At 67.6% G+C, this 12536-nt stretch carries 11 protein-coding genes; 7 read left to right on the plus strand and 4 right to left on the minus strand.

Features of this window, described 5'->3' with window-relative positions; translation table 11 throughout:
* The coding region (locus AB4Y43_RS26220; RefSeq protein ID WP_368729117.1) for a Sua5 family C-terminal domain-containing protein at positions 1–480 on the plus strand (480 nt) is incomplete at its 5' end.
* A 97-nt stretch (positions 481–577) separates the two neighbouring features.
* Here the strand turns inward: AB4Y43_RS26220 and AB4Y43_RS26225 are convergent.
* The 3 genes from AB4Y43_RS26225 to dacB form a co-directional block, all read right to left on the minus strand.
* Complete coding sequence (locus AB4Y43_RS26225; RefSeq protein ID WP_368729118.1) at positions 578–1972, minus strand: acylhydrolase; 1395 nt, start codon at positions 1970–1972, stop codon at positions 578–580.
* 181 nt (positions 1973–2153) lie between these two features.
* On the minus strand, positions 2154–3128 hold the full coding sequence (locus tag AB4Y43_RS26230) for a sterol desaturase family protein (protein ID WP_342948452.1): 975 nt from the start codon (positions 3126–3128) through the stop codon (positions 2154–2156).
* Positions 3129–3483: 355 nt separating this feature from the next.
* Positions 3484–5166 (minus strand): D-alanyl-D-alanine carboxypeptidase/D-alanyl-D-alanine-endopeptidase, encoded by a 1683-nt coding sequence (gene dacB, locus AB4Y43_RS26235; protein ID WP_368729119.1) that lies wholly within the window; start codon positions 5164–5166, stop codon positions 3484–3486.
* Between the two features lie 430 nt (positions 5167–5596).
* Between dacB and AB4Y43_RS26240 the strand changes: the two genes are divergently transcribed.
* The 6 genes from AB4Y43_RS26240 (at position 5597) to AB4Y43_RS26265 (ending at position 11446) form a co-directional block, all read left to right on the plus strand.
* Entirely contained in the window at positions 5597–6259 is a 663-nt protein-coding gene (locus tag AB4Y43_RS26240) for a response regulator (protein ID WP_368605581.1), read from the plus strand.
* A 67-nt stretch (positions 6260–6326) separates the two neighbouring features.
* Positions 6327–7628, plus strand: a complete 1302-nt coding sequence (locus AB4Y43_RS26245) for an ATP-binding protein (protein ID WP_069262843.1) — start codon at positions 6327–6329, stop codon at positions 7626–7628.
* 136 nt (positions 7629–7764) lie between these two features.
* On the plus strand, positions 7765–9270 hold the full coding sequence (locus tag AB4Y43_RS26250; protein ID WP_342948454.1) for a DegQ family serine endoprotease: 1506 nt from the start codon (positions 7765–7767) through the stop codon (positions 9268–9270).
* 200 nt (positions 9271–9470) lie between these two features.
* Positions 9471–9977 carry a carboxypeptidase-like regulatory domain-containing protein gene (locus AB4Y43_RS26255; protein WP_256094552.1) on the plus strand — a complete coding sequence of 169 codons (507 nt, stop codon included), beginning with the start codon at positions 9471–9473 and terminating at the stop codon, positions 9975–9977.
* Positions 9978–10297: 320 nt separating this feature from the next.
* Positions 10298–10663 carry a DUF427 domain-containing protein gene (locus AB4Y43_RS26260; RefSeq protein WP_368729120.1) on the plus strand — a complete coding sequence of 122 codons (366 nt, stop codon included), beginning with the start codon at positions 10298–10300 and terminating at the stop codon, positions 10661–10663.
* 33 nt (positions 10664–10696) lie between these two features.
* Positions 10697–11446: a CoxG family protein gene (locus tag AB4Y43_RS26265; protein ID WP_069262840.1), complete on the plus strand. Its 750-nt coding sequence runs from the start codon at positions 10697–10699 to the stop codon at positions 11444–11446.
* A 71-nt stretch (positions 11447–11517) separates the two neighbouring features.
* On the opposite strand, the gene AB4Y43_RS26270 is transcribed toward AB4Y43_RS26265, so the two are convergent.
* Positions 11518–12504, minus strand: a complete 987-nt coding sequence (locus AB4Y43_RS26270) for a helix-turn-helix domain-containing protein (RefSeq protein WP_368729121.1) — start codon at positions 12502–12504, stop codon at positions 11518–11520.
* Between the last annotated feature and the right edge of the window lie 32 nt (positions 12505–12536).

Genomic DNA, 12536 nt, shown 5'->3' on the forward strand with positions numbered 1-12536 from the left:
ATTCTCGATCTCTCCCGCGGATTTCCCGCGTTGCTGCGGCCCGGCCACGTGACGCCGCACGACATCGCGCGCGTGCTGGGCGAGGCGCCGCGCTTGCCCGACGGCTCGGACGCCACGGCGCCGCGCGCCTCGGGTACGCTCAAGGCGCACTATGCGCCGCGCACGCCGCTCGCGCTGCTGCCGTTCGAGGCGCTGGAGCCGCTGCTGGCGGCAGCGCGCGATGCGGGCGAAACGGTGGCGCTCGTGGCGCGCGCCTCGCGCGCGGGCGATTGGGCGCAGGCCCAGGGCGTGCACTTCGTCGCCGCGCCGGAAGAGCCGCAGGAATATGCCCGCGAGCTGTATGGCTTGCTGCGCGCGCTCGATCGCGCGAATGTCTCGCGCATTCTCATCGAGAAGCTGCCGGAGACGATCGAGTGGATCGCGGTCAATGACCGGTTGGGGCGGGCGGCGGCGGCGTTCGAGGCGCAGCAGCAGGGCTGAGCACCTTCTTTCGCGTTCAATGAAAAACACCCCACGAGCCTGACGGTTCGTGGGGTGTTTTTTCTTGCACCGGGAGGCCCGGTGCAAGCGACGCTTATCAGGGCGCCTTGCCGATGCCCGCAGCAGCCAGCTGCTTTTCGACGTACGTCGCGAACTGCGAATGCAGCGCCGTGGTCGGGTGCACGAGATCCGCGAACATGTAGGTCGTGGGCGCGTTGGCCGTCGTCAGCGTTTGCGGCGAGCAGAACAGCGAGCTGCCGAAGTTCTGGCCGTAGGCCGCGGCGTACGCGTTGATGGTGGCTTGCGGCGTCGTGGCCGGGTCCAGCCCCAACGTAGCCTTCGGATTGGCGAGCGCGTAGTTGGTCGCGCTGTTCGTCATGGCCGTGAGGTTACAGGCCGTATCCGTGTTCGTCACGGTGAAGCCGAGGCTGGCCGCGTTCGCGATCGACTGATCGAGCCACGAGAACGTATCGACCAGCACGACCTTCTTCGCCTGCACGTCGGCTGCGGTCGCCTTGATCAGCGTCAGGTTGTACATCGCCGAAATGAGCGAGAGCGCCTGGTCGGCCGAGCTCGCGGAGCCGGGCGTTGCGCCGATGGCGGCATCAGCCTTCAGCGCCGCCGGCGTCTTGCCGATGTCGGGCACCGTGACGACCGCGATCTTCGGATTGCCGGGGACGATATCCGCATGGACGAGCGCGCCCAGCGTGCCCGCTGCTGTGAGGACCGGGGCGATCGAGGCGAAGCTGGAGGCGTAGTTCGGGTTCGTGACGATACCGAGCGCGATGGCGGCGGGCACCAAGGCTGTTGCCTGCGCTTGGGTGAAGCCCGACTGCATCAGGCTCGCAACCGTGCTCTGCTGCGTCGCGGGATCGTTGACGAGCGTCGAAAACGGAGTGGCCGCGAGCGCCGCGCCGAACAACGCCAGGCCCGTGGGGCTGCCGTTAGTGGGCACGTTCAGCAGATTCAGGATTTCATTCGCGCCGCCTTCCACGAGCACGAGCTGATTCGCATTGAAGCTGCCGTGCTGCGCCAGATACTGCTGGAGCTGCCACGTGACCGGCTGCTCGCTCGCCGCGGCGATCACGGCGCTGGTATTCGCCACGCCGCCGCCCGTCACGAGCGCGCCGCCTTGCGCGTAGTCGAGCCCGCCCGTGGCCGTGAGCGGCAGACCGAAGCCGCCTTCGAAGGCGGGCGATAGCGTGTTGCCGAAGTACTCGGACACATGCTGCGCCCAGACCTCGCCCGGGTTGGTCGTGAAGCGGCCGCCGCCGAAGCCCGGCAGAATCTGCTCCGAATACGTGCCCGCGTCGGTCAGGCTCGTGCCGAACGCCACCACCTGCATGTTGACGCCCGAGGGCGGCGGCGTGCTCGCGTTGTTGTTCCCACTGCTGCCACCACCGCAGGCGGCGAGCAGCGCAAAGGCGGCGCTCGCGGCAGCGATCTGGGTGGCGCGCAACAGCTTACGGTGTCTCGGTCCTTGATGCTTCATATTCACTTCATCTCCTCTGTGTGTGGCCTTTGATGCCATGCCTGCCTACTCATGCAACGGGTGCTCGTGGCACGAGCAGCTGCCCCGTTGTCGATGTTTTTCTCGATCGCCGGCCTTGCATGCACCCCCTGTGTGCTGCTGTCCCAGGGTCAGGGCCAAGGCCGACAGACTACGCAATCTCTCAGCTATTGCGCGACCCGAACTCACCCTCGGTGTTGTTTTCCGGCACGCCGTAGCGCGTTCCCACGGGTGTCGCCGGCGCCGTCACGGATGCGAGGCCGAGCGCGTCGTGGCGCTCGCACCAATCGGGCGGTGCGAAGAGCGCCGCGAGGCGCGAACGCCAGTCGGGCATGCGCGCGAAGTCCCGCGCCATCGCGAGCCATTCGTGAAACGTCGCCTTGAGCGGATTGCATGACGCAAGCGGCTTGACGATGCCGTAATCGGGCGCGTCGTGCGCGTCTTCCTCGACATAGCTGCCGAACAGGCGGTCCCAGATCGCGAGCACGCCGGCGTAATTGCGGTCGATATAGCGTGCGTTACGCGCGTGATGGACGCGATGCATCGACGGCGTGTTGAACACGTATTCGAGCCAGCCGAGTTTGCCTACGGCCTGGGTATGCACGAAGAACTGAAACGCGAGATTGACGAGCACGATCGCGACGATCTGCTCCGGCGTGAAGCCGAGCATGGCGAGCGGAACCCAGAACAGCCACATGCCCGCCACGGGGTACATGAGGCTCTGGCGAAACGCCGTGGAAAGGTTCAGGCGCACCGACGAATGGTGGACGACGTGCGCGGCCCAGAGCCAGCGCACGCGATGGCTCGCGCGGTGAAACACGTAGTAGAGCAGGTCCTGCGCGATAAAGAGTGCGAACCATGCGACGAGCCCCGGCTGCCACGAAACGAGCCGGAAGTGCCGGTAGACGTAGGCATAGACGGGCACCGCGACGAGCCACGCAAGTTTGTCGGCGCCCTGGTGCATGAGCGCGAGCGCGGCGTTGCACAGCGTATCGGGCCAGGCGTAGCGGGCGCTGTCGGGGGTGGCGTTCGATGCAGTGCGCGGCCGCGTGCGGGAGAGATGCCACGCTTCCCAGCCGATGCAGGCGAGAAATACGGGGGCGAGGGCGAGCAGCAGCCATTGCGCATCGAACTGCACGAACGTCGTCCTCCTTGTCCCGTGGGCGGCGCTGGTGGACAGCGCGGCGGTTGTAGTCTCATGTCTTGTCGGCCGCGTTAGTGCGCGTTCTTACGGGCGCGCGGCTCGATTGGCGGGCGCGTATGACAGATTTTTATGACGCGCCTTCGGCCTTTGCCCGTCAGGGTACACGCCTCGCGCCCAGGACGGGCGGCGCTTTGCTAGAGGAAAGATTCGAGCCCGGCGCGCGGCGGCGCGCTCGGGTGAGGCGCACGGGGACAGGTCCGCGGCGCCCGCCGGGCGTGCGCACAGCGTGCTCGCCGGGTGCAATCAGCGTGCTCCCGGCACGTGGTCAATGCGTGGTCAATGCGCGTGGTCAATGCGCGCCGCGTCGTCTGGCCGGAGCTTTGTGCGTGGCTTTCTCGGCCTTCGACGCTTTCGCCGCGCGCTTCGGATGCGGCTCGACATACACGGGTTTTTCTTCGGGCATGCCCTTGTAGACCCACTCGAGCAGCGCGTCGTGCGCGGCGCGTGCGGCCTCGGCGCGCGGATCGTTGATGAGGCTCACCACGATCCAGCTCTCGCCATTCTCGGCCGCCACGTAACCGGCGATCGCGCGCACGTCGCGCAGCGTGCCCGTCTTGATATGCGCGTTGCCTTCCACGCCTGCGTTGGTGAGGCGGTTGCGCATCGTGCCGTCCACGCCGACGATCGGCAGCGAGTCGATGAACACCTGCGCGACCGGGCTCGCGTTCGCGTTCTGCAGCAGGTTGGCGAGCGAGAGCGCGCTGACGTGCTCTTCGCGCGAGAGGCCGCAGCCGTTGTCGAGCACGAGTTCGGGCATGTTCAGGCCGCTGCGCCGCAGGTACGTATTGACGGCCGTGGCGGCCTTGGCCGTAGTCGCAGGCGCTTTGCCCTCGACGGCGCCGAGCGTGAGGAACAGGTTGCGCGCCATCACGTTGTTGCTGAACTTGTTGATGTCGTGCACGACGTCCGAGAGCGGCGGGCTCTGGTGCACGGCGAGCAGACGTGCGCGCGGCGGCACGACGCCTTCGCGCACCGCGCCAGGCGGCGTGGCGAAGAGGCTGCTGCCCGTTTGCTGCCAGAGGGCGAGCAAGCCGTCCGCGAAGAACGTGCTGTGGTCCACGGGCGCGGCCATGTTGAGCGTGCGCTCGCCGCAGCGCATGGCGTAGCTGCCCGCGAAGCTCGCGGTGACGACGCCGTTGCCGCCCGGCGAAACCTGCGGGCTCGGGAGCATGCCGCCGCAGGCGCCGGCGCGCTCGCGGATCTGGTTGTCGATCTGCCACTGCGCAACGGGCGGCACCACATCGATCGACACCCCCTCGCGGGAGGGCGAGAACGTGAACGAGACCGACTTGAACGCGTACATCAGCGGATCGGGGCCGACGTTGTAGGGCGCGCTGTCGTCGCCGTCGAACGAGGGCAGGTCGCGCGTGGACGGATCGAACTCGCTCTTGTCGAGCACGAGTGCGCCGTCGATGCGCGCGACGCCCGCGGCGCGAATCTTCTGCACGAGGTCGATCAGCTCTTCGGGCACGAGCTTCGGGTCGCCGGTGCCCTTGATATAGAGGTTCCCGTGCAGCGTGCCGCTCGCATCGACTTCGCCGTCGGTATAGGCGCTCGTTTTCCAGCGATAGTCGGGACCGAGCATCGCGAGGCCGCTCCACGTCGTGACGAGTTTCATCGTCGAGGCGGGCATCATCGGCTGGCCGGCATTCACGGCGACGCTCGGCTGGCGGTCGCCGACCTTTTCGATCACCACGCTGACCGACGAGAGCGGCACGTGTGCGCGTTCGAGGCCTGCCATCACGGTGGGCGGCAGCACCGTGGTCACGTTGACCGTGGGAATGCGCGCGCCTTCGGGCTGCGCGTACGCGGCCGGCGCGGCGGCGAAGCCCGCGGCGAGCGCGGCGCAGGCGAGCGTGAGGGCGAGCGGTCGAGGCAGGCGCGCAGTGGCGGCGGTGCGATGCGTGCGGTTGGAGCGCGAGGCAGGCAGTCTGAACAAAGAGCGTAGGCGGGACAGCGAAGCGGGCAGCATGAAAAGCGTTCGGGCGAGTGCAGGGGCGGTGCTTGGGCCGGGCGCGGCGCACGGAAAGAGGGGACTCACCGGTGCTGCGCGCGGGCGCGAAAATCAGGGCGGCGTGTGATTCTTGGTGCGCGCGCGATGCGCTCGCTTGAACGTACTGTACAAGCCTGCACGCGCGCATCGCGGCCGAATCACGAGTGGAGCGCCGCAAAAGCGCACATTGTAAAGACCTCGCGCCGCGTGCGCGCATTGCCGCAAGAAAACGTTGTACATTGCGTGGCGTGATTCAAACACTGCCCTTAATGTGCCCATGCCGCGCGCCATTGCCTCGCGACCGGTTGCGTGCCGCAGCGGCGCGGCGCCCTTGTTCAGGCGCTAGAATGCTCGCATCCTCATCCACTCACGCAGCGTGGCGCAGCAGCGCCGCCCGGCCAATATTACGATGCGCATACTGCTAGTCGAAGATGACCGCATGATCGCCGAAGGCGTGCGCAAGGCGCTGCGCGGCGAAGGCTTCGCGGTCGACTGGGTCGAAGACGGCGAAGCCGCCCTCTCGGCCGCGAGCGCGGATTCTTACGATCTCATGCTGCTCGACCTCGGATTGCCGCGGCGCGACGGGCTCGACGTGCTGCGCACGCTACGCGCGCGCGGCGCGGCACTGCCCGTGCTGATCCTCACGGCGCGCGACGCCGTGGCCGATCGCGTGAAGGGCCTCGACGCCGGTGCGGACGACTACCTCATCAAGCCCTTCGATCTCGATGAACTGGGCGCACGCATGCGGGCGCTGATCCGCCGCCAGGCGGGCCGCAGCGATTCGACCATCCGCCACGGCTCGATCACGCTCGATCCGGCTTCGCACCAGGTCACCCAGGACGGTTCGCCCGTCGCGCTCTCGGCGCGCGAATTCGCGCTGCTCGAAGCGCTGCTCGCGCGACCGGGCGCGGTGCTCTCGAAAACCCAGCTCGAAGAGAAGATGTACGGATGGGGCGAGGAGATCGGCAGCAATACCGTCGAGGTCTATATTCACGCGCTGCGCAAGAAGCTCGGGGCCGACCTGATCCGCAACGTGCGCGGCCTCGGCTACATGATCTCCAAAGACGCATGAAGCAGGTAATCAAGTGCGTAAGCGCCAAAGCGCTAGCTCCGGATCGACAGGGAGACCCCGTTAGCCGATGAGTTCCATCCGACGACAACTGCTGTTCTGGCTGCTCGCGATCGTCGTCGCGGGCGTTGGGCTCGCGGGCTGGCTGATCTATCGCCAGGCGCTCGCCGAAGCCAACGAGCTGTTCGACTACCAGCTGCAGGAAATCGCCGAGGCGCTGCCCTCCGAGCCATTCAACGAGATCCTCAGTTCGCGCGATACGGGCGACGAAGGCATCGTGCTGCAGATCTGGAATCGCAACGGCGTGCTCATGTACTACTCGCATCCGCGCGCGCCGCTCGCGCCGCGCGCGGAACTCGGCTTTTCGACGGAGCGCACCGACCGCGGCGACTGGCGCGTGTACGGCGCGATCGTCGGCGACAACGTCGTGCAGCTCGCGCAGCCCGTTTCGGTGCGCAACCGTCTCGCCGCGAACGTCGCGTTGCGCACGCTCTGGCCGCTCATCGTGGTGCTGCCGTTTCTCGGCATCGCGGTCTGGATCATGGTGGGGCGTGGGCTCAGGCCGCTCTCGCGCGTCGCGCGCGCGCTCGACACGCGTCATCCCGAAGCGCTCGATCCGCTGCCCGAAGAGCGTCTGCCGCGCGAAGTCACGCCGCTCGTGCATGCGTTGAACGCGCTGCTCGAACGCCTCGCGCAAGCCATCGACACGCAGAAGGCCTTCGTCGCCGACGCTGCACACGAGTTGCGCACGCCGCTGGCGGCCGTGCAGATCCAGGCGCAACTCGTTGCGCGCGCAAAGGATGACGAAACGCGTCGCGAAGCGCTCGTCGATCTGCAGGCGGGCGTGACGCGCGCCACGCGTCTTGCCGAGCAGCTGCTCGCCCTCGCTCGCTCCGAACCCGACGGTCACGCGCGCGCGCAGAACGTCGATCTGCATGCGCTGCTCGATGATTGCGTGCTCAACCATGCGCCGCTCGCGCAGCAGCGCGGCGTCGATCTCGGGATCGAGGAAAGCGCGGCGGCGAGCGTGCATGGCGACGCCGATGCATTGCGCGTGATGCTCAACAACCTGCTCGACAACGCGACCAAGTACACGCCCGCGGGCGGCCGCGTGGACGTGAGCCTCGCCGTCGTCGACGGGCGTGCGCACGTGCGCATCGCGGACAGCGGGCCGGGGATCCCGGAAGAGGAGCGCGCGCGCGTGTTCGATCGCTTTTATCGCGTGGGCGCAGGCGCGAATCGCGCGCGCACCGATATCGCCGGCACGGGACTCGGGCTCGCTATCGTGCGCCGAATCGCGGATCAGCACGACGCGACCATCACACTCGGCGATTCGCCCGCAGGCGGCCTGCTCGTGGACGTGCGGTTCTGACTCCGAATCGCCCGCAAATGCCCGCCGCGCGGGCGTTTGCGCGATTATTGCGATTTCCGCGTACTTAAGACTCCTTTAAGCGACACGGCTTACTCTTCGGTACGTCGTGATGAGTACCCCGCGCAAGGAGTCCGCAATGAATACAAAAGTGCTTTCCCGCAGTGCCGTGGCAGCCGCCGTGGTCGTCGCATTGTCGGCGGGCTATGTAGCAGGGCACCGTGATCTGCCTGCTCCGCAGGTCATTTCGCAGGCCCAGGCCGCGGCGATGATGCCCGCCGAAGCCGCAGCCAAGACTGGCATTCCCGACTTCTCGGGTCTCGTGGAAACCTACGGGCCCGCGGTGGTCAACATCAGCGCCAAGCACGTCGTGAAGCAGACGGCGCTGCGCAGCGGCGGCAGCGGCTCGCAGCAACTGCCGATCGATCCGAGCGATCCGTTCTACCAGTTCTTCAAGCACTTCTATGGCGGCGCGCCCGGCATGGGCGGCGGCGACAATGGTCCGCAGGCCGACCAGCCGAGCGCGAGCCTCGGCTCGGGCTTCATCGTCAGCCCGGACGGCTACATTCTCACGAACGCGCACGTCGTGGACGGCGCCAACGTCGTGACGGTGAAGCTCACCGACAAGCGCGAATACAAGGCGAAGGTCGTGGGCGCGGACAAGCAGTCGGACGTCGCTGTGCTCAAGATCGACGCGAAGGACCTGCCGACCGTGAAGATCGGCGACCCGCGTCAAAGCAAGGTCGGTCAGTGGGTGGTGGCGATCGGCTCGCCGTACGGTTTCGATAACACGGTGACCTCGGGCATCATCAGCGCGAAGTCGCGCTCGCTGCCGGACGAAAACTACACGCCGTTCATCCAGACCGACGTGCCGGTCAACCCCGGCAATTCGGGCGGCCCGCTGTTTAATCTGCAGGGCGAAGTCATCGGCATCAACTCGATGATCTATTCGCAGACGGGCGGCTTCCAGGGCCTTTCGTTCGCAATCCCGATCAATGAGGCGATCAAGGTCAAGGACGAACTCGTCAAGACCGGCCACGTGAGCCGCGGACGTCTCGGCGTCGCGGTGCAGTCGATGAACCAGACGCTCGCCAACTCGTTCGGCATGGACAAGCCGCGCGGCGCGCTGGTGAGCTCGGTGGACGCGAGCGGTCCGGCCGCGAAGGCGGGTTTGAAGCCCGGCGACGTGATCCTGTCCGTGAACGGCCAGGCCGTGGATGATTCGTCCGCTTTGCCGTCGCTCATCGCGGGCATGAAGCCGGGCACGAAGGCCGATGTTCAGGTGTGGCGTGACAAGAGCACGAAGGACCTCACCGCAACCATCGGCGCGCTGGGCGACGCCAAGGTGGCTTCGAACGACGCTCCGCAGGCGCAGATGCAGGGTCGCCTCGGCGTCGCGGTGCGCCCGCTCACGCCGCAAGAGAAGAACAACGGCTCGCTCGATCACGGTCTGCTCGTCGAGCAGTCGGGTGGCGCGGCCGAAAATGCGGGTGTCCAGCCCGGCGACGTGATTCTCGCCGTGAATGGCCGCCCGGTGACGAGCGCCGATCAGCTCAAGCAAATGGTTTCCAAGGCTGGCAACAGCATTGCGCTCCTGATCCAGCGAGACGACGCACAGATTTTCGTGCCCGTCGATCTCGGCTGATCCCTGCTGTCGCGAATCCGGCTCCGTGCGCCGGATTCGCGGCGAGAGCAGGTTTCATTACGTTGTACTTGCGCTGCCCCCGTTGGCCTTTGGCCTCGGCGGCGGCGATTTTTTTTGGGGCGCACAAAACCTTTTACGCGCGCTGCCCGGGCACGCGTCTTGCGCGAGCATTACATCGGACAAACTGAAAGGAGCGATCGATGAAGCGTTTCCGCAACTCGCGCCCCATCCATACGACCGCTTACGCGACGATTCTCGCGGCCACGCTTGCTCTCGGCTACGCGGGCGGCGCGGCGGCGCAGCAGGCCGATGCCTCGGGCACCGTCGGCGGCACGACCACCGACAATACGAGCGCCGGCAACACGAATGGCGGCGGCATGCCGCAAGTCCAGCAGCAGGGCGACGTGTCGTTCGTTTCTGGCGGCGTGGGTCTGGACGAATCCAGGGCGCTGCTCGGCGCGGAACACCAGTGGCCGCTTGCGTTGCGCTTTACCCAGCGCAGCGGTGAGTACGTCGCGGACGTGCACGTGCAGATCACCGACTCGCACGGCGCGAGCGTGCTCGATACCACTTCGCGCGGGCCCTATATGCTCGTGAGGGTGCGTCCTGGCCGCTACAGCGTGCATGTGAGCCATGCGGGCGTCGACAAGACGAGCGCCGTGACGGTGGGCTCGAACGGCAGCGCGCGGGCGGCGTTCATCTGGTAAGCCGCTTGGCCGGGCCGGCCGTGTTGGGGCGCTCCCGCACGCGTGCCGCGCATAAGATTCACGCAGCCAGGACGAGTTTGGCCGATAATGAAGCCGATGGGAGGCTGCGATCGCTCAGGCGTTTCGCGAGCGGGTTGGCGCGTTGCCGTCGGTCGCCGTCGATTGCGTGACCGGTACGGCGGCAGGCGACTGGCGAGCGGCCATCCCGTGGGATTGCACGGCACGCGCCTTCCTGGCGGCGTGCCACGCGAACCGGTGCGGCCTGCCGCCCGGTGAGCGCAGGGCGCCGCAGGCGCCGCCAACCAACAGGGGAACCGAACATGGCGGTCGAACCGGATGCGGACCATCGCATCGAACTCGTTGCGAACCGTCACCGCGTGCGCGTGATTCATGGCGGCATCACCATTGCCGATACGCTGCACGCCGTCACCCTTTGCGAAACCGGCTACCCCGACGTCTTCTACTTCCCGCGCGCAGACGTGAACATGGCACGACTCGAACGCTCCGGACAGACCTCGCATTGCCCGTTCAAGGGCGAGGCGACGTATTTCCATTTGCGTACCGAAGACGGGCGCGTCGACGACGCGGCCTGGAGCTACGAAGCGCCGCTCGATGAAGCAAGCGGCATCAAGGGGTATCTGGCTTTCTACGCGACTCGCGTGGACCGGATCGACCAGACCTCCTGAAATGGCCCGGTAGCTTGCATAGGGGGAGCCGCCATGGAACTGAACGACGCGTTGAGAATTCCGCTCGAACCGGCCGCCGTCTGGGCGGCGCTGCAGGACGTCGCGCTCGTGCGCGCGAGCATGGAGCATTGCGAGTCGTTCAGGCGGCTCGGCCCCGGCGAATACGCGATCACTCTCACGGTGCCGCTCGGGCCGCTGCGCGCACGCTATGAAGTGCGCGCCCACATTGCCAATGACACGGCGCAGGTGCCCCTCACGCCCCGGCGCGTGCTGAGCTTTCGCGCCCGCGCGGACGGCATCGGCTCGCTGCGCGGCCAGATCGACGTCGCGCTGCGCCCCGAAGAGCGCGCCACGGCGCGGGAGCCGGGTACGGGCAAGGATGTGAGCACGCGGATCGACTACTCGGTGTGGGCCACGCTCACGGGCCCGCTTTCCGAGCTGCCGCCGCGCCAGATCGAGAACGCGCTGCACGAACTGGCCGACGACTTCTTCACGGAGTTCTGCGCCGTGGTTGCGGTCAAGCACGGCCAGGCGCCGAACCGCGTGGCGGGCGAGCAGCCGCGCCGGCAGCATGTGTTCCTGCGGCCGATCAACCTCGCCGGTCTCGCCCGGCGTGCGCATATCCTGCCACAGCACCACGCGGGCGGAACGCTCTCGGGCCGCGCCGCAAGCACGCTGAATCACGAGCCGCCGCAGCACGCCATGCCCTATTGGGCGTGGGCTGCGATGATCTTTTTCGTGGCGTTGCTGCTTTATGCTGCGCGCTGGTTCACCGGGACCTGAATTCGGCGCTGGCCGGCGCGCGCAAGGTGCGCCGAGCGTCGCACCGCTCATCGAACCGCTCATCGAACCGCTTACACCCCCCGAAACTCCCGCCGCCACGCCGACGGCGAAATCCTGAACGCTTCCACGAAATGCTGACGCAGCGACGCGGCCGAGCCAAAGCCCGCGCGCTGGGCGATCGCGTCGATCGGCTGATCGGAGCTTTCGAGCAACTGCTGCGCGCGGGCGAGGCGCTCGCCGAGCAGCCACGCGCTCACCGTCGTTCCCGTCGTCGAACGAAACTGGCGCGTGAAGGTGCGCCGGCTCATCAGGGCGCGCTGCGCGAGCGAGTCGAGCGTGTGGGGCGCGTCGAGGTGGGCGCGAATCCAGTCGAGCAGACCCGGCAGCCGCTCGCCGCGCCCGGGCGCCGCAAGCGGCTGTTGTACGTACTGGGCCTGGTTGCCCTGGCGATGCGGCGGCACGACGAGCCGCCGCGCCACGTAGTTCGCGGCGCCCGAGCCGCACAGCCGCCGCATGAGATGCAGGCAGCAATCGAGTCCCGCCGCGGTGCCCGCCGAGGTCAGCAGGTCGCCGTCGTCGATGTAGAGCACGCCGGGATCGAAGCGTACGGCCGGAAAGCGCTGCGCGAAGTCGTCCGCCGCGGCCCAGTGCGTGGTGCCCGGGCGGCCGTCGAGCAGGCCCGCATGCGCGAGCACGTAGGCGCCGAGGCAGAGCCCGACGAGGATCGCGCCGCTCGCGTGCGCGTCACGCAGCGCGTCGCAAAGCGCGGCGGGTGGCGCCTCGTGGGTGTCGCGCCAGCTCGGCACGACGATCACGTCCGCGCCGCGCAGCCCCTCGAGGCCCTGCGGCGCGCCGATCGTGAAGCCTGCCGTGGTGGTGAGCGTGCCGGGCTCCGCCGCGCAGACTGCGAGTTCGAACGGCGGCACGCCGCCTTCGCTGCGGTCTTCGCCGAACACGACGCAAGGCACCGAGAGATGGAACGGACTGATGCGGTCGAAGGCGATCACGGCGACGCGCAAGGGGGCCGGTGACGGAGCCTGACGAATAGCGGTGGCCATGACGAGTCCCGAAGAGGAATGGCCCGATTCTA

Source organism: Paraburkholderia sp. BR10872, from assembly GCF_040965835.1.
Taxonomy (GTDB): Bacteria; Pseudomonadota; Gammaproteobacteria; order Burkholderiales; family Burkholderiaceae; genus Paraburkholderia; species Paraburkholderia nodosa_A.

Excerpts from the sequence above, each read along its gene's own strand:
- dacB (WP_368729119.1), bottom strand. The coding sequence starts at position 5,166 with ATGCTGCCCGCTTCGCTGTCCCGCCTACGCTCTTTGTTCAGACTGCCT.
- AB4Y43_RS26270 (WP_368729121.1), bottom strand. The coding sequence starts at position 12,504 with ATGGCCACCGCTATTCGTCAGGCTCCGTCACCGGCCCCCTTGCGCGTC.
- AB4Y43_RS26260 (WP_368729120.1), top strand. The coding sequence starts at position 10,298 with ATGGCGGTCGAACCGGATGCGGACCATCGCATCGAACTCGTTGCGAAC.
- AB4Y43_RS26265 (WP_069262840.1), top strand. The coding sequence starts at position 10,697 with ATGGAACTGAACGACGCGTTGAGAATTCCGCTCGAACCGGCCGCCGTC.
- AB4Y43_RS26250 (WP_342948454.1), top strand. The coding sequence starts at position 7,765 with ATGAATACAAAAGTGCTTTCCCGCAGTGCCGTGGCAGCCGCCGTGGTC.
- AB4Y43_RS26225 (WP_368729118.1), bottom strand. The coding sequence starts at position 1,972 with ATGAAGCATCAAGGACCGAGACACCGTAAGCTGTTGCGCGCCACCCAG.
- AB4Y43_RS26245 (WP_069262843.1), top strand. The coding sequence starts at position 6,327 with ATGAGTTCCATCCGACGACAACTGCTGTTCTGGCTGCTCGCGATCGTC.
- AB4Y43_RS26240 (WP_368605581.1), top strand. The coding sequence starts at position 5,597 with ATGCGCATACTGCTAGTCGAAGATGACCGCATGATCGCCGAAGGCGTG.
- AB4Y43_RS26255 (WP_256094552.1), top strand. The coding sequence starts at position 9,471 with ATGAAGCGTTTCCGCAACTCGCGCCCCATCCATACGACCGCTTACGCG.